18 protein-coding genes and 1 tRNA gene are annotated in these 26407 nt (G+C 72.1%); 12 read left to right on the forward strand and 7 right to left on the reverse strand.

The annotated features are described in order from the left end of the window. Positions 1-240: 240 nt before the first annotated feature. Positions 241-732, forward strand: coding sequence for a flavin reductase family protein (locus tag OHB00_RS23540; protein ID WP_406445959.1), 492 nt, complete (start codon positions 241-243; stop codon positions 730-732). Between the two features lie 292 nt (positions 733-1024). On the opposite strand, the gene arfB is transcribed toward OHB00_RS23540, so the two are convergent. After that, the gene (arfB, locus tag OHB00_RS23545) at positions 1025-1453 is read right to left on the reverse strand and encodes an alternative ribosome rescue aminoacyl-tRNA hydrolase ArfB (RefSeq protein ID WP_406437289.1); all 429 of its coding nucleotides are present in this window, start codon (positions 1451-1453) and stop codon (positions 1025-1027) included. A 169-nt stretch (positions 1454-1622) separates the two neighbouring features. Here arfB and OHB00_RS23550 point away from each other — a divergent pair, with 169 nt between their 5' ends. Both OHB00_RS23550 and OHB00_RS23555 read left to right on the forward strand, forming a co-directional pair. Next, on the forward strand, positions 1623-2198 hold the full coding sequence (locus OHB00_RS23550) for a TerD family protein (protein WP_406437291.1): 576 nt from the start codon (positions 1623-1625) through the stop codon (positions 2196-2198). A 253-nt stretch (positions 2199-2451) separates the two neighbouring features. Next, positions 2452-3018, forward strand: a complete 567-nt coding sequence (locus tag OHB00_RS23555; RefSeq protein ID WP_406437292.1) for a dihydrofolate reductase family protein — start codon at positions 2452-2454, stop codon at positions 3016-3018. A 52-nt stretch (positions 3019-3070) separates the two neighbouring features. Here OHB00_RS23555 and OHB00_RS23560 read toward each other — a convergent pair whose 3' ends face one another. After that, a complete protein-coding gene (locus OHB00_RS23560; RefSeq protein ID WP_406437294.1) occupies positions 3071-4486 on the reverse strand; it encodes a M1 family metallopeptidase in 1416 nt (471 codons plus the stop codon). Between the two features lie 7 nt (positions 4487-4493). On the opposite strand from OHB00_RS23560, the gene OHB00_RS23565 reads away from it, so the two are divergent. Beyond that, complete coding sequence (locus OHB00_RS23565) at positions 4494-4994, forward strand: hypothetical protein (protein WP_406437296.1); 501 nt, start codon at positions 4494-4496, stop codon at positions 4992-4994. Between the two features lie 231 nt (positions 4995-5225). Continuing rightward, on the forward strand, positions 5226-10310 hold the full coding sequence (locus OHB00_RS23570; RefSeq protein ID WP_406437298.1) for a hypothetical protein: 5085 nt from the start codon (positions 5226-5228) through the stop codon (positions 10308-10310). Positions 10311-10452: 142 nt separating this feature from the next. Here OHB00_RS23570 and OHB00_RS23575 read toward each other — a convergent pair whose 3' ends face one another. Continuing rightward, entirely contained in the window at positions 10453-11139 is a 687-nt protein-coding gene (locus OHB00_RS23575) for a pentapeptide repeat-containing protein (protein WP_406437300.1), read from the reverse strand. Between the two features lie 234 nt (positions 11140-11373). Between OHB00_RS23575 and OHB00_RS23580 the strand changes: the two genes are divergently transcribed. The 4 genes from OHB00_RS23580 (at position 11374) to OHB00_RS23595 (ending at position 18654) form a co-directional block, all read left to right on the forward strand. Beyond that, on the forward strand, positions 11374-12900 hold the full coding sequence (locus OHB00_RS23580; protein ID WP_406437302.1) for an MFS transporter: 1527 nt from the start codon (positions 11374-11376) through the stop codon (positions 12898-12900). Between the two features lie 333 nt (positions 12901-13233). Continuing rightward, entirely contained in the window at positions 13234-13890 is a 657-nt protein-coding gene (locus OHB00_RS23585; protein ID WP_406437304.1) for a rhomboid-like protein, read from the forward strand. Between the two features lie 9 nt (positions 13891-13899). Beyond that, positions 13900-15330 carry an NAD(P)/FAD-dependent oxidoreductase gene (locus OHB00_RS23590; protein WP_406437306.1) on the forward strand — a complete coding sequence of 477 codons (1431 nt, stop codon included), beginning with the start codon at positions 13900-13902 and terminating at the stop codon, positions 15328-15330. Positions 15331-15435: 105 nt separating this feature from the next. Next, the gene (locus tag OHB00_RS23595) at positions 15436-18654 is read left to right on the forward strand and encodes a Tat pathway signal protein (RefSeq protein WP_406437308.1); all 3219 of its coding nucleotides are present in this window, start codon (positions 15436-15438) and stop codon (positions 18652-18654) included. Positions 18655-18765: 111 nt separating this feature from the next. Here the strand turns inward: OHB00_RS23595 and OHB00_RS23600 are convergent. Beyond that, positions 18766-18839 (reverse strand) — tRNA-Thr (locus OHB00_RS23600). 231 nt (positions 18840-19070) lie between these two features. On the opposite strand from OHB00_RS23600, the gene OHB00_RS23605 reads away from it, so the two are divergent. The 3 genes from OHB00_RS23605 to OHB00_RS23615 all read left to right on the forward strand — a co-directional run bounded on the left by OHB00_RS23605 (position 19071) and on the right by OHB00_RS23615 (position 21733). Further along, the gene (locus OHB00_RS23605; protein ID WP_406437310.1) at positions 19071-20207 is read left to right on the forward strand and encodes an ABC transporter ATP-binding protein; all 1137 of its coding nucleotides are present in this window, start codon (positions 19071-19073) and stop codon (positions 20205-20207) included. A gap of 237 nt (positions 20208-20444) precedes the next feature. Next, positions 20445-20906, forward strand: coding sequence for a hypothetical protein (locus OHB00_RS23610; protein ID WP_406437312.1), 462 nt, complete (start codon positions 20445-20447; stop codon positions 20904-20906). Between the two features lie 95 nt (positions 20907-21001). Then, positions 21002-21733 (forward strand): NDP-sugar synthase, encoded by a 732-nt coding sequence (locus OHB00_RS23615; RefSeq protein WP_406437314.1) that lies wholly within the window; start codon positions 21002-21004, stop codon positions 21731-21733. 348 nt (positions 21734-22081) lie between these two features. On the opposite strand, the gene OHB00_RS23620 is transcribed toward OHB00_RS23615, so the two are convergent. The 3 genes from OHB00_RS23620 to cysS all read right to left on the reverse strand — a co-directional run bounded on the left by OHB00_RS23620 (position 22082) and on the right by cysS (position 26343). Continuing rightward, the gene (locus OHB00_RS23620) at positions 22082-23755 is read right to left on the reverse strand and encodes a DoxX family protein (RefSeq protein WP_406437316.1); all 1674 of its coding nucleotides are present in this window, start codon (positions 23753-23755) and stop codon (positions 22082-22084) included. A 150-nt stretch (positions 23756-23905) separates the two neighbouring features. Further along, positions 23906-24847 (reverse strand): 23S rRNA (guanosine(2251)-2'-O)-methyltransferase RlmB, encoded by a 942-nt coding sequence (rlmB, locus tag OHB00_RS23625; protein ID WP_406437318.1) that lies wholly within the window; start codon positions 24845-24847, stop codon positions 23906-23908. A gap of 98 nt (positions 24848-24945) precedes the next feature. Then, on the reverse strand, positions 24946-26343 hold the full coding sequence (gene cysS / locus OHB00_RS23630) for a cysteine--tRNA ligase (RefSeq protein ID WP_406437320.1): 1398 nt from the start codon (positions 26341-26343) through the stop codon (positions 24946-24948). Positions 26344-26407: the final 64 nt, after the last annotated feature.

A 26407-nucleotide genomic window follows, 5' to 3' on the forward strand; every position in this document is an offset into this window, starting at 1 on the left:
GTTTTACCTGTGCGTTTACTGAACACAGCCTTTGCGGGTGTGTGCACATGATGCACGTTACGGCCCTTCACCCCGTCCATGCCCCGCCCTTGGTCCTAGGACCCGGCTCGGGCCGATGGCCGATGTGACGGCGCCGGGTCCGAGACTAGCGTTTTCGGCGTGCTGAAGACTCCCTCCCCCGCCGCCGCAGAAGCCACCGGGCATGCTGTGGGGGTGAGCAACGAAGCGTTCAAGGCCGCCATGGCCCGGCTGGCCGCCGGCGTGGTCCTGGTGACCGCACAGGAGCCGCCACTGGACCCGGACGACCCGCTGGCACCGGCCGGCGAGGACGTCGGCATGACCGCAACCGCGTTCATGTCGGTGTCACTCGACCCGCCATTGGTGCTGGTCAGCCTGCGTGCGGGCGCCCGGATGGACGACCTGCTCGACGAACAGCCGCGGTGGGCGGTCTCCGTGCTCACCGAGAGCCAGCGGCACATCGCCGGCCGGTTCGCGATGAAGGGCCGTATCAGCGACCGCCTGCTCTTCGAGGACATCCCGTACGTCCGCGGCGAGGTCAGCGGCGCCCCGCTCGTCGGCGGCGCCCTGGCGACCCTGGAGTGCCGCACCGAACAGCGGGTGCCGGCCGGCGACCACACCCTCGTCATCGGCCGCGTCCTCACCGCCGAACTGCCGAGCACGGAAGGCGGACCGCTGATGTATTTCCGGGGCCGCTACCGGCAGCTGGGATAAAACCGCGCGGTCTGTTTTTCGAAATTGACGGGCCGCCACCCGACGCCCCGACAGGACCCACCGCCGCCAATTCCGCCAATCCGCCGCCACGGCGCATTCCTTAACCCGGATCCGGCCCCGCACCATCGAGATCGAGATCCAATTCCGCGAGCCGCGCCGGATCGGTCACGATGCCCGGCACGACGATGCGATCGCGAACGCACCTCACGTCGTAGTCCCTCGGTGGCCCGCGAAGGGCTGACGGAACGAGGGACGGAAAGGCGGCAGGGCCCCGCCCCGGCGGCGGCTGCCGCTACGACCAGTCGCGGCCGGTCCGCCCTCGCTTGGTCTCCGAGCGCTGCTTCTTCTCCCGCAGCCGGCGTTCGTTGATCCCGCGCGGGATGCGGGTCGGCCTGCGCGGCTTGGGCGGGGGCGCGGTGGCTTCGGCGAGGAGGGCGGCGAGGCGTACGGCGGCGGTCTCGCGGTTGCGCCACTGGGAGCGGTGCTCGGACGCCCGTACGACGATCACGCCGTCCACCAGCCGTCCGGCCAGCCGCGCCAGCGCCCGCTCCTTCCACACCGGCGGCAGCGCCTCGGTGTTCGCGAGGTCGAAGCGCAGCTCCACCTGCGAGTCACTGGTGTTGACGTGCTGCCCGCCGGGCCCGGACGAACGGGAGAAACGCCAGTGGAGCTCGGCCTCGGGGAGCGAGACGGAGCCGCGGATGACGTAAGGACCGGACATGCCCCCATGGTCGCGCGCCTGACCGGCACACGTCACGCGAATAAGTTTGGCAAAGAAGGTAAAGCGAGCTGGAACCTTCGGTACCCCTCGTGGCGTTCATACCGGTAGCTGTAGCTTCAAGCCCGTACGCCGCACGGCCGTACGCACACGAGGGAAAGGACCCCCGACCATGGCTGTAAGCCTCTCCAAGGGTGGCAACGTCTCGCTCACCAAGGAGGCTCCGGGCCTGACCGCCGTCACCGTGGGCCTCGGCTGGGACGTCCGCACCACCACCGGCACGGACTTCGACCTGGACGCTTCGGCCATCGCGGTCAACACCCAGGGCAAGGTGTACTCCGACGCCCACTTCGTCTTCTTCAACAACAAGAACACCCCCGACAACTCCATCGTCCACACCGGCGACAACCGCACGGGTGAGGGCGCCGGCGACGACGAGGCGATCAACGTCAACCTGGCCGCCCTGCCGGCCGACATCGACAAGATCGTCTTCCCGGTCTCGATCTACGACGCGGACAACCGGAACCAGAACTTCGGCCAGGTCCGCAACGCCTACATCCGCATCGTCAACCAGGCCGGCGGTGCCGAGATCGCCCGCTACGACCTCTCCGAGGACGCGGCGACGGAGACGGCCATGGTCTTCGGCGAGCTGTACCGCAACGGCGCCGAGTGGAAGTTCCGCGCGGTCGGCCAGGGCTACGCCTCCGGCCTGGTCGGCATCGCCCAGGACTTCGGCGTCAACGTCTGACCCACGCGGCACGCTGCGCTGTACGGGAGCCCCCGGTGCGACGCCGGGGGCTCCCGTCTTCCGTTCAGCCCGCCGACACGACCCCGGCCAGACAGGCACGGAGCGCGCCTGGGGCGCGGGGCCCACGCCCTGCGGCGTAATTGTCGGGGGCAGCGTGTCGATCCGCGCATCTCCCGTTCGACGCTTCAGCAGAGAGCTGCCCGCTAGGCAAGCCGACCGCGCAGTCGGCCGTCGTACGCCCCGAGGAGAGACCATGCAGATCCGCGCCCGTATGAGCATGAGTGCCGATGGCTACGTGACCACGCCGAACGGGTGGCCCGCGCTGACCGCCGACCCCGCGTTCGTCTCCGGCGAGAGTCACGGGATCCGGGAGTTCCTCGAAGGCTGCGAGGCGGCGCTGATGGGCCGTACCACCTTCGAGCCCGCGCTGACCAACGACCGCTGGCCGTGGCCGAGCCTCGACGTGTTCGTGCTCGGCTCACACCGCCCGGACGGCACCCCCGACCACGTCACCACCGACAGCGACCCGGTGCGCCTGCTGGAGAGGATCCGCTCGGCCGACCGGGGCGGTGACGTCCACCTCATCGGGGGTCCGCGGACGATCGGCACGTTCCACGCGCTCGGCGCGCTCGACACCCTCGAACTGGTCGTCCTGCCGATGCTGTTCGGCGAGGGGATGCGGCTGACCCCCGCGCTCAGCCCCGACACCGGGCTGGCCTTCCAGCGTCAGCGGGCCCTCCCCGGCGGTGCGGTGGAGATCGTGTACTCCTGCCGGGGCAGCCGCACCGGACTTCCGGGCAAGCCTGCCAGCCAGCGCTGATCCCGGCCAGGACACCCGTCTGCCGTCCGCGCAGGACGCCGGGTACCGGCGATCAGGGGCTGGGCGGCTTTCCGTCGCCGTACAGCCAGTCCTTCCAGATCGCGGTGAAGTCCTTGCCCGGTGCCTTCTTCTCCACGTACGCGGTGAACTCCGCGGTGTCCGCGCTGCCGTGGCGGTGGGCGGCTGCCCAGCCCTGGATGATGTCGTGGAAGCGGTCGTCGCCGACCGTCTGCCGGATCTTCTGCAGGACCATCGCGCCCCGCTCGTACACCGGCCGCTCCGAGATGTACGCGGCGCTCGGCGGCTTCGACGGCGGGAAACCCCAGAGGGTCGCGTCGTCCGCCGGGGTGGCATAGACCTTGTCGAAGATCTGCTGGACGGTCCGCCCGCCGTGGTCCTCCTCCCACAGCCACTCCGCGAAGGTGGCGAAGCCCTCGTTGAGCCACATGTCCTGCCAGGTCCGCGGGGTGACCGAGTCGCCGTACCACTGGTGGGCGAGTTCGTGGACGAGGGTGTCGGTGTCCGGGGCGCCGGGGAAGACGGGCCGGTTCTGGGTCTCCAGCGCGTACCCGGCGTCCCCCGGGCGGTCGACGATCACGCCGGTGGAGGAGAAGGGGTAGGGGCCGAAGTTGTCCTGCTCCCACTCGATGATCGCGGGGAGCTTCGCCAGTACCGCCCGGCTCGCCTTCACCTGGGTGGGGTCGACGGCCGTGTACACCGGCAGGCCGTCGGGGAGGGTGGTGCGGGTGACCGTGTAGTGGCCGACGGCGACCGTGGCGAGGTAGGTCGCCATCGGCTCGGCGGTGTGCCAGACGAAGGCGGTCCGGTCGTTCTTCGTTGTCTCGCTCTTCAACTCACCGTTGGAGACGGCCTGCAGGCCCTTCGGGACGGTCACCGTGACGTCGTACGAGGCCTTGTCAAAGGGGTGGTCGTTGCCGGGGAACCAGGCCATCGAGCCGACGGGTTCGCCGAGGGCCAGCGCGCCGTCGGCGGTGCGCAGCCAGCCCTCCTTGGAGCCGTCGGGGTCGGTGATGGTCTGCGGCCGGCCCGAGTAGCGCACGGTCGTCCGGAAGGTCTCCCCCCTGCGCAGGTCGTCGTGCGGGCGGACGGTCAGCTCCTGGCCCGCGCGGTTCCAGCGGGCCTGCTTCCCCCCGACGGTGACCTTGTCCACGTGCAGCCCCTGGAGGTCGAGGTCGAAGGCGGTCAGGTCCTGGGTGGCGCGGGCGGTGACGACGGCGGTGCCGGTGAGGTCGCCGGTGCCCGGGTCGTAGCGGAGGTCCAGCGCGTAGTGGCCGACGTCGTAGCCGCCGTTGCCCGCCTTCGGGAAGTAGGGGTCGCGCAGGCCCGCGCCGCCCGGGGTGCCGTGCACACCGCCGCCGCAGGCGGTGAGCGCGAGGCAGAGCAGGGCGGAGGGGACCAGCGGGGCGCGTCGGGGCACGCACGTGATCGTAAGACGCCATGACACCATCGGCTACGTGCTCGACATCGGCTACGCCCTCTCCAACCGCTTCCCGGACCCTCCCCAGACCGACTACCGGCGGGTGGACGTCCACGCGCTGCGACACGACCTGTTCTGCGGGGACGTGTACCTCGCGGACACCAAGGCGGACCGGGAACTGTCCACAGCCTGGGGATGGGTGCCGGTGCTCGACTTCGCGTGGGCGCTGTGCGACATCGTGGAGCGGATCGACCGCGACCCGGCGGGCTCGCGGGCCGCCCGGCCCCAGCACGCGGAACTCGACTTCACCGAGTCCACCGACCGCATGCTCTTCGAGCGCCGCTTCGGCTGGGTGGACGTCGAGGCGGACTGGATGCCGGCCGAGGAGCCGCCCCTCACCTTCTCCCACGCCGAACTGCGCCGGGAGGCACGGGACTTCCTGCACGACCTGATCGCTGACCTCACCGACATGCACGAGGGGCTGGCCGACAATCCGGCGATCTGGACGCTCCAGGCCCGCTTCCCGAGGGTGCCGTAGCCTGGCCGGGGGTTGTTGAACGACCCTTGGATGTACGGGAGTTGACCACCTGTCGAGCCGGGCGTGACAAGTGGGGCCGGAGTCGGCGGAAGCCGGTCCGCCTGTCCCGGCCGCGCCTACGTTGACTCCGTGCGGACGCAGCGACAGGCAGGCGACAGCGGAAAAGGCGCGTCTACGGAAGCCTCCCGGGCACCGGCCACCGCCGTACCCCTCGGGCCCACGGAACACGTGATGCTCGCCCTCCAGGGAACCGCCGGGAACGCGGCCACCTCGCAGGCGCTGCGGGACGCGAAGGGCAAGGGCGTCGCCCGGCCGGCGGTACGGAGCCGGCCGGTGGCACCCGTGGCCGCCATCCCGGAGGAACACACCGATCCCGGCCTCGTACTGCCGCCGTACCTGATGGACTTCCAGGCCGCCGGGCTGTCCACGGCGTACGCGCTGACCGGGCACGAGTTCGTGCGGAACGCGGTGGCCGCGGTCGTCGGACACGGCGACGGCACGGTCGCCGACATCGGCGCCGAACTCGCCGGCCGCCCCGAGTCGTTCTACGGGCAGGGCCGCGCCTTCGCGGTCAAGGGCAAGGACGGCACGGAGTGGTACGACGTCACCGTCGCCGTCTCCCGCGCCCCCGACGACCGGCCGCCGGTCTTCCACCCGAAGGACCTGCTCACGAACACCGTGCCCGACCCGGACGGGGCCCCGCTCGCCGCGGTGGACGACACCGAGGGCAAGGACACCAAGGTCGACGTGCAGCACAACACCGCCGCCACCGTCGCGACCACCGCGAGCGGCGGATCGAGCAAGGGTGCCGGCGGCATGGCGTTCGGGCTCGCGCCCGTCGCGCCGGGGCTGTGGCTGGGCGGCGCCGGACTGGCGAACGCGCAGCCCTGGCAGTCCTCCCGGGAGTCCCGCGGCCAGCGCAACGTGGCCGAGCCACGGGTGCTGCGCAGCGAGAAAGGCTCCGTCGAGGCGCCGCGCAAGGTGCGGTACGGCGTTCGGATCAAGAAGCAGGGCACTCAGCGGGCGCAGACCTTCCACGGCTCGGGCACCCTCACCCAGCGGGTGCCCACCGAGCACCTCGTGCCGGCCGGCACCCGGGCGCCCGCCGCCCCGCAGGCCGTCGACGCGGACACCGCCCGGCGCGTCTCGCTCGCCGACTCCCTGGCCCCGGTCGCCGTCACCGACACCGCCGCCCCGCACCAGGGCGGCGGCGGTCTCTTCGACGCGGTCGCGTCCGTCCTGCACCCCTCGCTGACGGCGGCCGGGGCCCCCGGCCGGGCCCGGCTGCACGAGGCGACCTCCACGGCGACCGTCCTGGAGGACATGCCCCGGCTGCTGCGCGACGGCGTCACCGGCGAGGACCTGGCGGCCAAGGACGGCAGCACCGTGGGCAGCTACCGCATGCACGCCGAGATCACCGGCATGTCGCCCGCCTGGGGCACCGGCGGGACCCAGCTGCGCACCCATCAGCAGACCCAGCACACGGTCACCGAGAGCGCCGGCAAGGGGCGCGCCGCCACCGGCGGCCTGGGACCGGCCGTCGGCGTCGGGGCGGTCGGCAACGCGGCCGTCCTGCGGGGTACGGCGATGCCGGTCGCGGCGGCCCGCAAGGCGCGGTTCACCGTGGCCGAGCAGACCGTGTCCAGCCGCCAGGGCGCCGAGGTGCGCGGCGACAAGGTGCTCTACCTGGCGACGGTCCGGTTCACCGCGGAGGGCACGGGGCCGCGGTCGGCCGAGATGATCCTGCGCCCCGGGAGCCGGGTCGCCCGGCACTCGATGCGGGTGTGGATGAGCCTGCGCGCCGACGAGGCCCGGTCCGTCGGGCTGCCGCTGCCGCCCGGCACCGAGGCCGGCGAGTTCGTCGAGAAGCCGAAGCGCACCGACGAGAACGGCGACGAGGCCGACGTCGAACGGCACCTGCCCTTCGGCGCCATGGGCTCCAGCGTCACCCTCAGCCAACTCGACACCGGGCCCATGGTGCGCGCCGTGCAGGAGCTGTTCGCGACCGATCCCCGGCTGACCGGCTACCTGCCCGAGTTCGGAACGGATGCGCCGGTTTCGGCCCCGAGCAGGGAGGAGGCCGCGCTCCAGCGGCGCAACCACCGCGAGCTGATGGCCGCCCTGTCCGAGACCAACCTGCGGGTGAACAAGGACCAGCTGACCTCGACCGGCATCCGGGTACGGCTGCGCCGCAAGACCACCCTGCACTCCCACGACGTGCAGATCCGCGTCCGAGGGCAGCTCCGCGAGACCGGCTACCTCGGCGACACCGACGACTGGCTGGTGCGCAGCCACTCCGGGGTCACCGGCAACACGCAGAGCGGCCGCGCCAGTTCGCGCTCGATCGGCGGTCTGGTGCTCGGGCAGGCCAGGCTCGTCCCCGGCATCCTGACCGGCTCGGCCCGCTACGAGAAGCACCACTCGGGCACCCGCCGCAACCAGGCCGGCCCCACCACCCGTACGGACGTCCTCACCAACGGCTCCGAGAAGGCGAGCACCTTCGGGGCGGCCCTGCGTCTCGACGTCGACGTCACCATGACGTCCCGGCAGCGCAAGCTGGGCCGCGCCCTCACCCCCGGCTCGCCCGGCCAGGACGCGCCCGAGGCGAAGCGGCTGGCCGGACTGCATCTGGACGAGCAGGACGTACGACTGGTCACCCCGGCCGAGTTCACCCTCGACGACGAGGGCAGGAGGCGGCGGGACGCGGTCCGCGACGGGCGGCGGGCGCAGGCGCCGCGGCCCGAGCACGCCGTCACCGCCGAGGGCATCGGCGACCTGGCCGGCCTCGTGCCCCGGCCGTCGGCCGGGCAGCCGCTGCGGGACTGGCAGCTGGTGGAGACGGTCGGCGACGGCCAGGCCGTCCGGGACCTCGCCTTCCAGCTGCTGTCCCGGGCCGCCGCCCGCAACGAGGGCGTCCGCGAGGATCCCGCGCTGCAGGCGGAGGGACTCGCACCGCGGCTGGCGATCGAGGAGCGGTTCGGGCCGCAGGCCATCACGGCCTCGCTGCGGCAGGCCGCGTCCTCCGGGTGGGTGGTGAAGAACCTGCGCTATCCGCGCCGGCTCGCCGCGCTGAACGGGGCCGTGGGCACCCGGCTCACGCTGGCCAACCCGAAGTTCGTGCACCGGGGCGCCGGTCCCGGTACGGAGACCTTCGTGCTCGGCGGTCACCAGGCGGCCGGTCAGGAGGGGCGGGGCACCACCAGCACCTGGCAGTTCGGCGCCACCGGCTCGGAGAACGGCGCCGAGTGGCGGGTGGGCCAGGGCCTGTCCGGGAGCCGCACCACCAGCGCGGGCGACGCCCGGTCGTCGGCCCTGTCCGGGACAGTCGAGCGCAACGCCCACACCCCGAAGAAGGCGCCGCTCTACCTGGTCCAGTGCGACCTGCTCGTCACCATGGTCGCCGAGGTCAAGGTCACCGGCGGCGGCCCGTACGTGGCGACGGCCGCCCGCACCCTGCCGGCCGAGGCGGCGGTCTGGCTGACGGAGGCGCAGCTTCCGGCATCGATCCGCAGACAGCTGAAGCTCGACCCCGAACCGGAGCTGATGGCGCCGTCGTCCCGGCCGGGGCAGCGGCCGGCGGAGAGCTCCCGGCCGGGGCAGCGGCCGGCGGAGAGCTCCCGGGCGGGTGCCGAGCGCGAGGCCCGGGAGGGGACCCGGGGCGGGGCCCGCGCCACGGATCCGGCCGGGTCCGCCGCGGCCGGGTCGACCACGGCCGCGCCGCCGCGCACCGGCGGCCCGGCCTTCTCCCGCGCGCTGCCCCTCGGCTTCGGGATGGTCGAGAACCTGCCGAACTTCGTGCCGCTGCTGGCCCGGCTGCGCACCCGCCTCGCTCAGAGCGGGCAGCAGAGCCTCGCCGACGACCTGCTGCCCCGGCGGCAACTGGCGGACCGCAACGACAACGTGCAACGGCTGCTGCGGGTCCTGGACCGCGACGGCAGCGCGGGACTGCTGTCGGGCGCGATGGACGGCGGGGTCACCGTCGAACTGTTCGACGGGCGCAGGACCCCCTACTGGGCGGTGTTCAAGGTCAACCGGCTGGGCGACGGCGCCTACGACGGGGCGGCGGACGACGGCCGGGACATGGAGTACATCACCGCGGCCGTCGCCCAGCAGGCCGCCTCCCACGACGAGGGCGTGACGACCGGCGTGGAGGGGATCTTCGCCGGCTCCGGCAAACCGGACGGCGGGGCCGGACAGCTGAAGAGCACGGGCGGTGCGGCGGGCCTCGGCGCCGGCTCGGGCGGCTCGCGGCGCTCCGGCACGGCGAGCCGCGGCCAGCTCGGCATGAAGACCGTCGCGGAGGCGAAGACCGCGAAGTCGTCGAGGACGCGGGTGCCGATCGAGGCGACCCTCGAACTGCACCGGGGTGACCGCCGGATCGCGCTGGTCTCGCTGGGCCGCCAGACGCTGACCCACCGCGTCCTGGACCAGGACCTCGCCGCCCTCGCCCGGCTGCCCGCGCCCCGCCACCAGCCGGCGGCGCCCGCTCCCGGCCCGGGCGGCGACCGCCCGGCCGCGCTCGGCACCTGGCGCTCCGCGGGGGTGCGGCTGCCGATGGAGGCGCAGGTGAACGGCTTCCAGGGGGCCCCGCAGGTACGGGAGCTGGTCAGCTCCGCGGTCCGGGAGGCGGGTGGCGGTGACCGCTTCCGCTCCAAGGGCCAGGCCGCCGCCTACACCCTGCACGAGGCCGTCTCCACCGAGTGGCTGATCGCGGCGCTGCCGCTGCTGACGTCGGCCGGGGCGGAGCTGCCGCCGGTGCACGCCACCGGGGTGGAGGGCCAGGACCTGCGGGCGTCCCTGCACGCGCGGCTGCGGGACGGCCGGGTACTGGGCGTCGGCGACAAGATGACCTTCGAGACGGTGGGACAGAGCCGTCTGGACGCGCCCCGGCCCACCCAGACGGACGGCCTGAGCTCCGCCGACCACGGCCGTTCGGCGCGCGGCCTCGCGGGGGCCGGGCTGCTCAACGCCGACGAGTTCCGCCTCAACCAGCTGATGGGAAACGCCGGTGGCGCGGGCGGCGCGGCCGACGCGACGGTGAACGCGTCCGGCTCGATGCCGCTGCACAAGCCCAAGTCCGCGTCGGTCCTGGTCCAGTTCACGCTGGACGTGCGGGTGGTGGCGCGGGTGGCCAACCGCGTGCGCTCCGGCCGCACCGGCACCGCCGTACGGGAGCTGACCCTGCCCAGGCCGGTGGTGGTCCGCATGCCGGAACCGGTGGTCCGCCGCATGCTGACCGCTCAGCCGGACCGGCTCCAGGACCCGGACGACCACCTGGACCTACGGAAGAAGGCCGCGCCCGCACCCCCGGCCTGAGTGCCGGCGACCTGAGCAGCGGCGACCTGGGTGCTACGGCCGGTTCGCGGCTGCGGGTCGGTGGGGGCTGGTCGCGCCCACGCGGCGGCAGCCGCACATCGGCACGGCCCCGCGCCCCCACGGGGCGCTTCCGTGGGGTTGGTCAATCCTCCACGCGGATCCCCAGCTGCATCGCCAGCACCGGTGCCAGGTCCAGCAGTTGGGACATACTGATCACCGCCCCCGACAGCCGCTCCACCCCGCTCGCGATCTCCAGCGAGGCGGCGCCCCGCAGATCGACGTCCTTCATCGTCACCCCCCTGAAGTCGGCCGCCTTCACCGTGCAGCCGATGAACTCGACGCGCTCCAGCACCGCGTTGCCGAAGTCCGGTTCCACCAGGACGCAGCCCTCGAAGACCACGTCTCTGAGCTTCGCGGTGCGCAGGTTGAGGTAGTCGATCTTGCCGCCGCGGATCACCACCCGTTCCAGGACGGAACCGTGCAACTGGGTGCCGCCCAGCCGGGCGTCGACCAGCTCGACATCGCGCAGGGTCGCCTCGGCCAGGTCGGTGCCGACGCCTCTTATCCCGGTGAGGACCGTGTCCAGCACGCGCGCGTGCCGCAGCCCCGTCTCGTCGAAAGCGCAGTCCCTCAGCGCGCAGTCCATGAAGCGGGCGCCCGCTCCGTCCTGACCGACGAAGTCCGCCTCCCGGAACTCCTGCCCGTCGTAATCCCCGTCCGGCTCCAGCTCACCGCCGCCCCACGGCTCCAGCTCGGGCAACCGCACCTCCGGCCGCCGCGCACCCTTCACCCTGCCGCCACCGGTCCCACCGGCCCCTGTCCTCGCCATGCCCTCCATAGTGCAGGCCCCCACTGACAATCACCGCGGCCCGCGAGAACACCCCGCACGACCGGTGCCATGTCACATTCCGTCGGCTCGATCCGTCGTACGGCCGGAGAGTCGGGACCGTCGGACTCCGCGCCCTGGAAACCAGGGCGGCAACCGGAAAGGTGGTTTGGAGCCATGACCAGGAACAGCTCACCCCGGGACGCGACACGTCCGGATTCGTGGTCCTCTGACCGAATGAGCAGCGCCCGAACGGGTGACACGCCCGGTATGAACCTCGGTACGAACACCGGCAAGGACGCAGCCGACCCCCACCGCTGGTGGGGCCTGGTCGTCATCGCGCTCGCCCAGCTGATGGTCGTCCTGGACGCGACGATCGTGAACATCGCGCTCCCCTCGGCACAGCGCGCCCTGGGCATGTCCGACGGGAACCGGCAATGGGTGGTCACCGCCTACACGCTGGCCTTCGGCGGACTGCTCCTACTCGGCGGCCGGATCGCCGACCTCGTCGGCCGCAAGCGGACGTTCGTCATCGGGCTCGTCGGCTTCGCCGCCGCCTCCGCGCTCGGCGGTGCCGCGCAGAGCCAGGGGATGCTCTTCGGCGCCCGCGCCCTCCAGGGCGTCTTCGCCGCCGTCCTCGCCCCGTCCGCGCTCAGCCTGCTGACGACGACCTTCACCGACCCCCGGGAGCGCGGCAAGGCCTTCGGCATCTACGGCGCCCTCGCCGGCAGCGGCTCGGCGATCGGGTTCATCGTCGGCGGGCTGCTCACCGAGTACCTGAACTGGCGCTGGTGCCTGTACGTCAACGTGCCCATCGCGATCCTCGCCGTCGCCGGCGCCACCGTGCTGCTGCACGACCGCCCGGGCAACACTGGCGCCCGACTCGACGTACCCGGTGCGCTGCTCGGCTGCGGCGGACTCGTCGCAGTTGTCTACGGCTTCAGCGAGGCCCAGCCGCGCGGCTGGAGCGACCCGCTGGTCCTCGGCCTGTTCGCGGCCGGAGTCGTACTCCTCGCCGGGTTCGCCTGGTGGCAGAACCGTGCCCCGAGCCCGCTGCTGCCCCTGCACATCGTCAGGGAACGCAACCGCGCGGGCAGCTTCCTGACGATGGCGCTCGCCACCGTCGCCATGTTCGGGCTGTTCCTCTTCCTGACCTACTACCTCCAGATCATCCTCGGCTACTCCCCGGTCAGGGCCGGTCTCGGCTTCCTCCCGCTGACCCTGGCGATCATCACCGGCTCCACGCAGATATCCGCCCGGCTGCTGCACCGGGTCGCCCCGCGCCTGCTCATGGTCCCCGGCATGCTCCTCGCCGCCTGCGGCCTGCTGCTCCTGACCCGGATCACGGTCCACTCCTCGTATCCCACCGAGATCCTGCCCGCCCTGCTGCTGATGGGCCTCGGCATGGGCCTGACCTTCATGCCGGTGTTCGCCACCGCGACCGCGGGCGTGGCCCCCCAGGACTCCGGCGTCACCTCGGCCACCGTGAACACCTCGCAGCAGGTGGGCGGTTCCATCGGCACGGCGCTGCTCAACACGATCGCCACCAGCAGCTCCGCCACCTACCTCGCCGCGCACCTCCACAACCCCGCGCAGAAGGCCGTCGTCGTCCCGGAGGCCGTAGTGCACGGTTACACGGTCGCCATCTGGTGGGCGGTCGGTGTGATGCTGCTGGCCGCGCTGGTCGCGGGCCTGCTGGTGACGGCGAAGCCGCCGAGGCACGACGTCCCGGCCGAGGCCCCGGTACCGGAGCCGATCGGCTGACCGAGTCAGAGCAGCAGTCGAGAGCGCGTTCTGCAGGACCCGGCCCAGCGTCCAGGTTGCTCACGCAGTTCCCCGCGCCCCTGAAAGCACGGAAGCGCAGGCCGACCAAGGGGCGCGGGTAACTGCGCGAACAGCCACGACGGCGCCGCAGCCGCCGGACCGCATCGCACCCCGAGTTCTCAGGCGTTCGGCGTCCCACTCGCCGCGCGGCCGTACATCGACGGGCCGTCCGGCGGCAGCCCCCACCGGTCCAGGAAGCGCTCGTGTCAGGTGATCAGCTCATCCGGAATGTCAATCACACACCCGCCGTCGCGGTCGTGCATGAATCGCCTCATGGGATTTTTCCGGGGACTCGGCGGCAAGGTGTGGGCGTACGTCCGCAGCGCCCCCGGCACGTACGTCTGGCTGGCGATTCTCTTCGTGACCACCGTCGCGCTGCACCACATGTCACCCGAGTTCGAGCAGCAGTTCCTGCGGCAGCGGTCCACCAACATCCGCGAACTGTCGGACAACCCGTTGCGGGTGCTGGTCGCCAGCGCGATGTGGATCGAGGGCGGGCACTGGGTGCCGTACGCCTTCCTGTACACCGTCTTCCACGCGCCGGCGGAGCGCTGGCTGGGTTCCGCGCGCTGGCTGGCGGTGTGCGTGACCGCGCACGTCCTGGCCACCCTGATCAGCGAGGGCGCGCTGCTGAAGGGGATCCACGACGGCATCGCCCCGCACTCCGCGGTCAACACCCTGGACATCGGGGTGAGTTACGCGCTGGCCGGGGTGATCGCGGTGCTCGCGTACCGGATCGTGACGCCCTGGCGGTATCCGTACCTCGCGGCCGTCCTGCTGGTCTACGGGCTGCCGCTGACGGAGTCGCCCACCTTCACCGACCTGGGACATTTCGTCGCCGCGCTGATCGGTCTCGGCTGCTATCCGCTGGTCAGGGGGCGCGGAAAAGCATGGAATCCGAAGGAGACACTGGCCGGTCTCAAGAGTTAGCGTCCGGTCATGAGCAGCTCGGCAAGGAGTTCGGCAAGCAGTTCGGCCGGCGGTGTCGTCAACGGCGGCATCTCCTTCTGGTTCGCGGACGACGGCCTCCCCGCCGTGCGGGAGCCGCTCGCCGGTGACGCGTCGGCGGACGTGGTGATCGTGGGCGGCGGCTACACCGGCCTGTGGACCGCGTACTACCTGAAGAAGGCCGCCCCCTTCCTCCGGGTCACCCTCCTGGAGCAGAAGTTCTGCGGCTACGGCGCCTCCGGCCGCAACGGCGGCTGGCTCTACAACGGCATCGCCGGCCGCGACCGGTACGCCGCGCTGCACGGCCGCGAGGCCGCCGTACGCCTGCAGAAGGCCATGAACGAGACCGTCGACGAGGTCGTGGCGGTCGCCGCGGCCGAGGGCATCGACGCCGGCCTGCAGAAGGGCGGGGTCCTTGAGGTCGCCACCACCCCGGCCCAGCTGGCCCGCCTGAAGGCCTTCCACGAGCACGAGCTGTCGTACGGCGAGAAGGACCGCGAGCTGTACGGCGCCGGGGAGACCCGGGAGCGGATCCGGGTCGCCGACGCGGTGGGCTCCACCTGGACCCCGCACGGCGCCCGGCTGCACCCGGTGAAGCTGGTGAAGGGGCTCGTGGCGGCCGTAGAAGCACTCGGCGTCGTCATCCACGAGTCCACGCCGGTGACCGAGATCCGCCCGAAGCACGCCGTCACCCCGTACGGCACGGTCCGCGCCCCCTACATCCTGCGCTGCACCGAGGGCTTCACCGCGAACCTGAAGGGCCAGAAGCGCACCTGGCTGCCGATGAACTCCTCGATGATCGCCACCGCGCCGCTGACGGCGGAGCAGTGGGCGTCGGTGGGCTGGGAGGGCCGGGAGACCCTCGGGGACATGGCGCACGCCTACATGTACGCGCAGCGCACGGCCGACGGGCGGATCGCGCTCGGCGGGCGCGGGGTGCCGTACCGGTTCGGGTCGCGGACGGACAACGACGGCCGTACGCAGGAGGCGACGATCGAGGCGCTGCGGGAGATCCTCGTGCGGTTCTTCCCGTCGCTGGCGGGTGTCGCGGTCGAGCACGCCTGGTCCGGGGTGCTCGGGGTGCCGCGGGACTGGTGCGCGACCGTCACCCTGGACCGTGCGACGGGGCTCGGCTGGGCGGGCGGCTACGTCGGCTCCGGGGTCGCCACCACCAACCTGGCGGCCCGCACCCTCACCGACCTCGTGCAGCTCGACTCCGGGCAGGCCGGGCGCACCGACCTGACCGAGCTCCCCTGGGTCGGCCACAAGGTCCGCAAGTGGGAGCCGGAACCCTTCCGCTGGCTCGGCGTCCAGGGCATGTACGCCACCTACCGCGCCGCCGACCAGCGCGAACGCCGTCACCCGAGCACCGGCTCCTCCCGGCTGGCCCGGGTCGCGGACCGGGTGGCCGGGCGGCACTGAGCCCACACCCCCGCGCGGGCCCCGGCCCGCCCCGGAATCCCGTTGAGGCTGTGTCACACCTGTGTGCGACCATCGCCTCAACATCCGCGTTCCAGGGGGGAACTGATGGCGCATCCCGTGCCGGGCACCGGTTTCGGCGTTTCGGCGAGACCCGGGCGGATCACCGCCGTGACGGTCCTCGTCGTGTCCCTGCTCGCCTCGCTGCTCACCCTCACCGGCGCCGGGTCCGCCCGCGCCGACGACCCGGTGTGCGCGCCGCTCGCCCTCGCGTCCTTCGGCGACCCCGGGGACGCGGAGGGCAGGGCCTCCGTCCCGGCGGACGGCTCGGTCTGCTACACCGTCACCGCCACCGCGCCCGGCCTGCACCTGGTGTCCCTGGGCGCCGGCAGCAGCGACCTCTACCCGCAGCTGTACACCGCCGACGGCACCCAACTGAACTGCTACGACACCGAGTACGGCGACAAGGGCTGGTGCGATCTGCCCACCGCCGGCGCCTACACCCTCAAGATCGTCAACAACGGCTGGTCCACCGCCGACACCACGCTCACCGTCGTACCCCTCGCGTCCACCCGCGGCTGCGCGGACCCGGCCGGTACCGACTGGGACCAGCCCGACACCAGCCGCACGACCGTCAGCGCGGCCGAGGTCGACTGCCTGCCGATCGAGGCACGGCCGGGCGAACGCATCCGGCTCACCTACGGCTCCAAGGTGTACGGCACCTCCCGCGCCTGGATCACCGACGCGACCGGCGCCCGGATCTGCCCGCACTTCCCGGAGGACGGCGAGGACAGCTGCGTACTGCCCGGCGACGGCCCGTACCGGGTGATCTCCCAGGTCACGTACACGGAGAACGGCTTCCCCGCCGAGTACACGGTCAAGGCCCGCCGGCTCGACGACCCGCAGGGCTGCACCCCCGTGCCCGTCCGCGCCTACGGCACCCTGACCGCGCCGGACGTCACGACCAACCCCTGCTTCACCTTCACCGCCGCCGCGGCGGGCCCGTACACCGTCCACTACGTGGACGAGCAGGACCGCTCCGCCGGCTGGACGCGGGTCTACGACGCCACCGGGAAGACCGTGTGCAAGGAGGACCCCTGCCGGCTGCCCGCCGCGGGCACCTACACGGCGGTGGTCAACGGCCTCAGCGGCTACCCCTACCACGACGAGAGCGACGGGCTCGTGGTCTACGACCGCGCCGCCGACACCGGCTGCACGGCGACCGGGACCGGACTGTACAAGGGCGAGCTGAGCGCGGTGGGCCAGTACGACTGCCTGACGCTCGCGTCCCCGCAGGGCGCCTCGCTCGCCGCGCTCACCCCGCTCTCCTCTGGCGGTGTACAGCCCGAGGTGGAGGTCGTCGACCGGGACGGCACCGTGCAGTGCGGCAGCGACAAGCTGCGCGGCGGCAACTGCGCGCTCACCGGCACGGCCCCCTTCCGGGCACTGGTGCACACCAGCGCCTCCGGCGACACCGCCACGGGTCCCTACGCGATCGCCTTCCACCGCACCGACGCCCTCAGCGAGTGCCCCGTGCTGCCCGCGGGCAGCTTCGCCGCGGACGGCGCCAAGGCCACGCTGACCACGGGCGACGGCGTCTTCTCGCACTGCCTGAGCATCCCCGCCGACGCGCACACCGCCGACGAGGTCTTCCAGCTGACCGCGGTCTCCGGTGACGCACCGGCCGAGATCACGGTGGTGGACTCGGGCGGCAACCAGACGTGCCGGCTGCGGGCGGGCACCAGCTGGGGCGTCTGCCCGCTCACCCCGGGCAAGGCCCACACCGTGTTCGTGACCGGCAGCGACCGGGCCGCCACCTACACCCTCACCCGGCGCGACGTCACCGCGACCGCCTCCGGCTGCGCGGCCGCGGCGGCCGTCCCGGTCGGCGGCCCGTCCGCGCACGGCGAGTCCGGCGGCGCCCTCTCCTGCCGCCAGGTCACCACCGGCGCCACGACCGACGTGCTCCACCTCGGCGTGCGCGTCCCGCAGGGCACCGTCAAGGTCGGCGTGTACGGCGCGGACGGCAAGGGCGCCTGCACCGTCCGGAACAACGCCTGCTCGGTCACCGGCTCCACCAGCTACCAGGTCCTCGTCCAGGCGACGTCCGACTACCGCCTCGACGCCCTGCGCCTGGCCACCGCCGACGGGCCCGCCCCCGAGTGCACCCGGGTGCCGTCGGTCGCGTACGGGTACGGGCCGGTCACGGGCAGGCTGGACGAGACCCGTACCGCCGTCTGCGCGGTCCTGCCCACCAAGGGGCTCGACTACTTCTCCACCGACATCAAGGACACCACCGGCGCCGCCGCCACCGCCGTCCCCTTCCTCTACGACACCGTCAAGTGGGCCGACCACTGCACGCGCTTCACCGACGGCGTCGACTGCTCGGCCGGCGGCTCCACCAACGGCTCCGCACCCACCGTGCTCCTGCTCGGCCTGCCGGCGAACGCCTCCAGCACCTCCTACAGCGCCGGGCTGACCTGCATGTCCACGCCGTGCGGCCCCGACAGCGTGAGTGTCACGGGGATCAGCCCGGCCACCGGCGTGAGCGGCACCAAGGTCAAGGTGACCGTCACCGGCACCGCCCTCGGCCCGAACACCGAGGTACGGCTGGGCCTCGCCGGAAAGACCGTCTCCGCGAAGGCGGACTCGGTCGCCGCCGACAACCGCTCCGTGACGGCCACCCTGGACCTGACGGGCGTGGCGGCCGGCACCTGGAACGTCAGCGTGTTCACCACGTGCTGCGAGTACCCGCGCGGCACCTTCACGGTGACCCAGCCCCGGCTGACCGGCACGGCCGCCCCGAAGATCACCGGGACGGCCAAGGTCGGCGCCAGGGTGACGGCCACGACCGGGAGCTGGTCGGCGACCCCGACGTCCTACACGTACCAGTGGAAGGCCGACGGCAAGGCGATCTCCGGGGCGACGGCCGCGGCGTACACCGTCCCGGCCGCCCTCCTCGGCAAGAAGCTCACCGTGACCGTGACGGCCGTGAAGAGCGGCTGGATCAGCGGGACCGCGACCTCGGCCGCCGTGACGGTCGCCAAGGGGGACGCACCGAAGGCGACCAGGGCACCGACCGTCGGCGGCACGGCGAAGGTCGGGAAGAAGCTGACGGCCGCGCACGGCACCTGGAGCCCGGCGGCGACCTCGTACGCGTACCAGTGGTATGCGAACGGCAAGGCGATCAGCGGTGCCACCAAGTCCACGCTGACCCTGAAAGCAGCCCAGAAGGGCAAGAAGATCACCGTGAAGGTCACGGCCCACCGCACAGGCCACAAGGACGGCACGGCGACCAGCAGACCGACGAAGGCGGTCACCGGCTGACTGCTGGTGCACACCCGCCGGTCGCCCACGTAAACAGCCCCGGACGAGACGTCCGGGGCCTCGTGGAGCGCCTCTTCCGGGATGAAATCCGGATCGGCGCGGTACAGACAGAGCCCCCTGTCGGATTCGAACCGACGACCTTCGCTTTACAAGAGCGGCGCTCTGACCAGCTGAGCTAAGGAGGCGTGCCCCACACCCAGGGTGTGTGCCTCGTGCAGTGTACCCACGTCCCCGGCGGGGCCTGTCGAAAATTTCCGCGAAGTTCACAGGGCTCCAGGTACTGACATACAGGGTGAACGCCAGGTACCGTCCTGATCCGGTTCACTCGCGTGGTCTACCCGAGTGGGCTACACCAACCACCTTCCTACAACGGATCGTCCGGCACGTTCCTGCCGGTAGAAGGGGGCCTCTGAGCCATGGCCACTGTCACGTTCGACAAGGCGACCCGGATCTACCCGGGTTCCACCAAGCCCGCCGTCGACGGCCTCGACATCGCGATCGAAGACGGCGAGTTCCTCGTCCTGGTCGGCCCGTCGGGCTGCGGAAAGTCCACCTCGCTGCGGATGCTCGCGGGCCTGGAGGACGTCAACGGCGGCGCCATCCGCATCGGTGACCGCGACGTCACGCACCTGCCGCCGAAGGACCGGGACATCGCCATGGTGTTCCAGAACTACGCCCTCTACCCGCACATGACGGTCGCCGACAACATGGGCTTCGCGCTCAAGATCGCCGGCGTCAACAAGGCGGAGATCCGGCAGAAGGTCGAGGAGGCCGCGAAGATCCTCGACCTCACCGAGTACCTGGACCGCAAGCCGAAGGCGCTCTCCGGTGGTCAGCGCCAGCGTGTCGCGATGGGCCGCGCCATCGTCCGTGAGCCGCAGGTCTTCCTCATGGACGAGCCGCTGTCCAACCTGGACGCCAAGCTCCGCGTCTCGACCCGTACGCAGATCGCGTCGCTGCAGCGGCGTCTCGGCATCACCACCGTCTACGTCACCCACGACCAGGTCGAGGCCATGACGATGGGCGACCGGGTCGCGGTCCTCAAGGACGGTCTGCTCCAGCAGGTCGACTCGCCGCGCAACATGTACGACCGCCCGGCCAACCTCTTCGTCGCCGGCTTCATCGGCTCCCCCGCCATGAACCTGGTCGAGGTCCCGATCACCGACGGCGGCGTGAAGTTCGGCAACAGCGTGGTGCCGGTGAACCGCGACGCGCTGAAGGCCGCCAGCGACAAGGGCGACCGCACGGTGACCGTCGGCGTCCGCCCCGAGCACTTCGACATCGTCGAGCACAACGGCGAGGCCGCGTCGGCCCTGTCCAAGGACGCCGAGGACGCCCCCGCCGGTCTCGCGGTCTCCGTGAACGTCGTCGAGGAGCTCGGCGCCGACGGCTACGTCTACGGCAGCGCCAAGGTCGGCGAGGACCTCAAGGACCTGGTCGTCCGCGTCAGCGGCCGCGCGGTCCCGGAGAAGGGCGCCACGCTGCACGTCGTGCCGCGGCCGGGCGAGACCCACGTGTTCTCGACGTCCACGGGCGAGCGTCTGTCCGACTGAGTAATCAAGCCGGGTAATCAAGCAGAGAAACCTCTGACCAGGGTGAATTCACCCAGGTTGACGGAAAGGGCCCCGCGGCCTGCTGCGGGGCCCTTTCCGTTGCCCCGATTTACCCCGGCAAGCGGGTGGTTTTCGAGCAGCGTGCGTCAACCCCGTACCCGAAACACGGCACTTCCCCGTCCCCCGAACCGGTGACCAAATGTCGCCAAATCATTACCGCACGCTACCCTCACACGCGTGAAGCACTCCACCACCCCTCAGACGCGACGTGGCCACCGGGGCGGCCCTGCCCGCCGGATCGGCCGCACGCTCGCCCTTGTCCTGCCCGTCGTCCTGGTGCTCTCCGGGACCCTCGCGGTCACCCGCGTCAACTGGACCGGGTCCCCGCGGAGCTCGGTGCTCACCGCGACCGACGTGACCGACGCGCACGTCTCCTCCAAGGCCGTCTCCCAGGCCCCGCAGGACGTGCTGCGCGACCAGTTGATGACCGAGCTCCAGGACAAGAACCCGGGCCAGGTCCTCACCCACCTCCAGCAGGCGGTGAACGGCCACCCGTCGCTGGCGCAGCACTGCACGTCCATCGCCCGCGCGCTGGGCCGGGCCGCGGTGCGCATCTACGGCGCCTCGCGCGCCCAGTCGTACGCCCGCCCGGTCTGCGACACGTCCTTCGCGTCCGGTGTGCTGGCCGCGCACAGTTAGCACGGGCCCAACGCCGGTTGGGAAGTGGGTAACGGCTCCTTAAGGGGCCGCCCGCGGCGGGAAGCCGACCCCGGGGCGCGTCGTACAGTTCGGGCATGACCCATCCGAACGCCGCGTTGCGCCCCACTCAAGCCGTGGTCCTGGCCGGTGGCCAGGGCTCACGGCTTCGTCCGTACACCGACGACCGGCCCAAGCCGATGGTCGAGATCCCGGGTACGGGCACGCCGATCATCGGCCACCAGTTGACCTGGCTCGCCGAGGAGGGCGTCACCGACGTGGTGGTCTCCTGCGGCCATCTCGCCGAGGTCCTGCAGAAGTGGCTGGCGACGGCCGACCTGCCGCTGTCCGTCACGACGGTGGTGGAGACCGAGCCGCTCGGCCGGGGCGGCGGCCTCAGGTACGCGGCCGCGCATCTGCCGCATGCCGACCGGTCCTGGTATGCAACGAACGGCGACATCTGGACGCGGTTCTCGCTGCGCGACATGGCCGACTTCCACACGGAGCGGGACGCGGTGGCGACGCTGGCGCTGGCGCGTCCGCGGATTCCGTGGGGCGCCGTGAAGACGGACGGCTTCGGCCACATCACGGACTTCATCGAGGCGCCGCCGTCCACGTTCGAGATCAACGCGGGCGTCTACGTCTTCTCCCCCGAGTTCGCCGCGATGCTCCCCGAGCGCGGGGACCACGAGCGGACCACGTTCCCGCACCTGGCCCGGAGCCGGCAGCTGGCCGGGTTCCCGATTCCGCAGGGGGCGTACTGGCGGGCGATCGACACGGCGAAGGATCTTACGGAGGCGGCGAAGGAGTTGGCCGCGTTGGGGAGGTAGGCCGAGGGGGGTGGTGACGGCCGGTTCGTCGGCTGTCGGTTCGTGGGGGCTGGTCGCGCAGTTCCCCGCGCCCCTTCGGGCGCGCGAACCGCCACGGTCGACTGTCGGTTCGTGGGGGCTTGGCGCGCAGTTCCCCGCGCCCCTTCGGGGGTGGTGCGCCGTCGTCTGCTGCGGGGTCGGTGAAGGCCGCCCCGGTTCGGCAGCGCCCCGTGAGGGGCGCGGGGAACTGCGCGACCGGCCACGACGGCGCCGCAGACGGCAGACGGCAGACGGCACCCCTTCGGTGCGCCTGGTACGCCGCAGCCCCGCGCCTCTGAAGCGCGGGGCTGCGTCCGAGTGAACCGACTGTCAGCCGAGGAGGCCGCCCACCAGGCCTGGCTGGCCCGAGGAGGAGGCGCCGCCGGCGGTGCTGCCGGTGTTGTTGCCGGTCCCGCCGGTCGTCGAGGAGGTGCCGCCGGTTGCGGTGCCGCCCGAGGTGGGGCCCGCTGTGGTCGGTGCGGGGGCGGTGTGCCGGGGCGGGGCCTGGCCCGTGGTGCCCTGGGTCTCGCTGGGGGTTGTGGTGGTGGCGCCGCTCGTGCTGCTGTCGGCGCTCGGGGTGGTCGCCGACTGGGAGGGGCTGGACGTGGCGCCCCCGGAGGGAGCCGTGGAGGCCGGCGGAGTCCGGTGGCGCGGCTTGGTCGACTCGCCGGGCAGCGTGGAGCCGGGGAGGTTGTTGCGGGGCGCCTCGCCGGGGCCGGGGACGACCACGCGGCTGGAGTCGCGGACCGCGCCGCCCAGGAGCGAGCCGACCAGCAGGGTGAGGCCGATGGTGACGGCGGTGATCAGGGCGCCCCGGCGGAGCACGTAGGCGCGCAGGTCCCAGATGTCGGAATGGGGGCCGAGGCGTCGCCAGGCGCTGCCCGCGAGGCGGCCGTCCACGGAGTAGACGGGGGCACCGGCGATGATCAGCGGCGACCAGGCGGCGAGGTAGATGATGTCGGGGGCGTCGTAGGCGGGGACGGTCTTCCAGCTGACGGTGACGATGAGCGCGGCGGAGAGCAGCGCGCCGACGACCGCGGCGACCCGCTGCCAGCAGCCGAGGACGGTCAGGACGCCGACGATCACCTGGAGGAAGGCGATCACCAGGCCGGAGCCGACCGGATGCTGGAGGGCGAACTGGCGCAGCGGCTCGGCCACTTCCCAGGGGTGCAGGGTGTTGAGCCACTTGACCATGGAGCCGCGCTTGCCGCCGTCGAAGTAGACGGGGTCGCAGAGCTTGCCCATGCCGGCGTAGATGGAGATGAAGCCGAGGAAGACGCGGAGGGGAAGGAGGACCACGCCGAGGTTCATCCGGCGGCCCGGGTAGTACGCGTGCCGGGCCGGGTCGCCGTCACCGGCCCGCCGGGAAGACCGCGGTTCCTCGAAGTCCTCGAACTCGCCGTCGCCGTAGGCCGGTTCGCCGTAGCCCGGGTCGCCGTAGGCCAGGTCGTCGTAGGCGCTGCCCACCGCCGGCATGTTCGGCAGCAGTCGGTTCTCGCCGGAGGCCGGGGAGCGCGGGTGGCCGACCAGCGGTGTCTCGACGGTCTGTTCGAGCATGCCGTAGCCGTCGTCGAGGCGCGGGATGACCTGGGTCGCGCCTGCCGGTTCCGCGGGCTCCTCGACATGCCGGACGCTGCCGCCCCGGACGGCCTGGAGCAGCCGGTGGGCGCCGGTGTCGTCGGGCGCGGACTTGCCGCTCCAGACGACCGGGCGGCGCCGGCCGGGAGCCGCCCCCGCTCTGCCCGCCGTGCCGACGACCGGGATGCGCGTGGTGTCCTCGGTGGCGCTCAGGTGCCGTGCGACCCGGGGGGATTGGGTACGCCGTGTCGATACGCCCAGCTGCACGCGGAAGCTCGCGTGGTTGACGATGACCTGCGCCGGATCGCTCGGCACCTTCACCATGCTCAGCGCGGGAGCGTCGTCGGGCCCGGAAGCGAATCCGGAGCGGAATCCCGGCGAGCGGTCCCCCGTGGGCGTGCGGGGTGTTCTGGTGTCCACACTCATCTAACCGAGTGACGTGGAGTTAGGACACTGCTTTGACCGCCCGGATGTGTCCGGACCCCGTCAAGGATGTCCCGGACGCCGGAATTACCCCGCGCGGGTGAGGTTACGGACGCCTGTTCAGCTCCGGCCGCGCGCCACTTCGTACCGCCGTCAGCCCCGCTGCCGAGCCGCCTGATACAGCACGATCCCCGCCGCCACACCCGCATTCAGCGACTCGGCACCGCCCGGCATCGGGATCCGGACCCGGAAGTCGCAGGTTTCCCCGACCAGCCGGGACAGGCCCTTGCCCTCGCTGCCGACGACGATGACGACAGGGCCGCCGAGCGCCTCAAGGTCGCCGATCTCGTGCTCGCCGTCCGCGGCGAGGCCGACGACCACGATGCCGGCCTTCTTGTACGACTCCAGGGCCCGGGTCAGGTTCGTGGCGCGGGCGACGGGGGTGCGGGCCGCCGTACCGGCCGACGTCTTCCAGGCACCGGCGGTCATACCGGCCGCGCGCCGCTCGGGGACGACCACACCGTGCCCGCCGAACGCGGAGACCGAGCGGACGACGGCACCCAGGTTGCGCGGGTCGGTGACCCCGTCCAGGGCGACGATCAGCGGGTCCTCGCCCTCGTCGTAGGCCGCCTCGGCCAGGTCCTCGGGGTGCGCGTACTCGTACGGCGGGACCTGGAGGACCAGGCCCTGGTGGTTGAGGCCGTTCGTCATGCGGTCCAGCTCGGGGCGGGGCGCCTCCATGAGGTTGATGCCACCGCGCTCGGCGGCGAGCTGGAGGGCCTCGCGGACCCGCTCGTCGTTGTCGATGAACTGCTGGACGTAGAGGGTGGACGCCGGAACGCCCTCGCGGAGCGCCTCGACGACCGGGTTGCGGCCGACGACCAGCTCGGACGTGCCCTTGCCGCCCCGGCCGCGCGCCACCGGACGGCGCTGGGTCTGCTTGGTCTTGGCGGTGGCGATGCGGTTCTTCTTGTGGCCCTTGCGCATCTCGGCGGGCGGGGTCGGGCCCTTGCCCTCCAGGCCCCGGCGCCGCTGGCCGCCACTGCCGACCTGCGCGCCCTTCTTGCCGGACATGCGGCGGTTGTTGGCTGCCATGAGTTACCCGTCTCCGTGAGCTTCGTTTCGTACGTACGTCTTATGCAGTGTGCCGCCCGGGGGCCGGGCGGCACAGTCGATCTTGATGGCTGGGGCCGCTAAGCCTTGAGGGTCCAGCGCGGGCCCGACGGGCTGTCCTCGATCGCGAGGCCGGACTGGCCCAGCCGGTCGCGGATGGCGTCGGCGGTCGCCCAGTCCTTCCGGGCGCGGGCGGACTCGCGCTGGTCGAGGACGAGGCGTACGAGGGTGTCGACCACGGTGTGCAGGTCCTCGCCCTTCTCGGCCTCGCCGGACCAGTGCGCGTCCAGCGGGTCCAGACCGAGGACGCCGAGCATGGCCCGGACCTCGGCGAGGCGGGCGACGGCCGCTTCCTTGTCGTCGGCGGCGAGGGCGGAGTTGCCCTGCCGGACGGTGGTGTGCACGACCGCGAGCGCCTGCGGGACGCCCAGGTCGTCGTCCATCGCCTCGGCGAACGCAGGCGGGACCTCGGGCGAGGGCTCGACGGCTCCGCCGGCCAGCTCCACCACGCGCTGTACGAACCCGTCGATCCGCGCGAACGCGGCCTCGGCCTCGCGCAGCGACTCCTCGCTGTACTCGATCATCGAGCGGTAGTGCGGCGTGCCCAGGTAGTAGCGCAGCACGATCGGGCGCCAGTGCTTGACCATCTCCGAGACGAGCACCGAGTTCCCGAGGGACTTCGACATCTTCTCGCCGCTCATGGTGACCCACGCGTTGTGCACCCAGTACTGGGCGAAGTCGTCGCCGAACGCCTTGGCCTGGGCGATCTCGTTCTCGTGGTGCGGGAAGATCAGGTCGAGGCCGCCGCCGTGGATGTCGAAGGCCTCGCCGAGGTACTTGTGGGCCATCGCCGAGCACTCCAGGTGCCAGCCGGGCCGGCCGCGCCCCCACGGCGTCTCCCAGCTGGGCTCGCCCGGCTTCGCGGACTTCCACAGCGCGAAGTCCCGCTGGTCCCGCTTGCCGGTCTCGCCCTCGCCCTCGGGCTGACGGAGGTTGTCCAGCTCCTGGTTGGAGAGCTGGAGGTAGTCCGGGTAGGAGCGCACGTCGAAGTAGACGTTGCCGTCGGCCTCGTAGGCGTGTCCGCGCTCGATCAGCCCGCGCATCATCTCGATCATCTCCGGCACGTGTCCCGTCGCACGGGGCTCGTACGTCGGCGGGAGGCAGCCGAGCGCGCTGTAGCCGTCGTTGAACGCGCGCTCGTTCTCGTAGCCGATCGACCACCAGGGGCGGCCCTGGGCGGCGGACTTGGTGATGATCTTGTCGTCGATGTCCGTGACGTTCCTGATGAACGTCACGTCATAGCCGCGGTATTCGAACCAGCGGCGCATGATGTCGAAGTTCAGGCCCGAGCGGATGTGCCCGATGTGGGGCGCCGCCTGCACGGTGGCACCACAGAGGTAGATCGAGACACAGCCCGGGGCGAGCGGGGTGAAGTCACGGATCTGCCGGGCGTTGGTGTCGTACAGGCGAATAGTCACGGGACCTAGGGTAGTGGGCCGACGGTAGTGGATGGCACCGGTATGTGAAGCGCTGTGGTCGTGT

Origin of the sequence: Streptomyces sp. NBC_00631, assembly GCF_045206895.1 — a bacterium.
Taxonomy (GTDB): Bacteria; Actinomycetota; Actinomycetes; order Streptomycetales; family Streptomycetaceae; genus Streptomyces.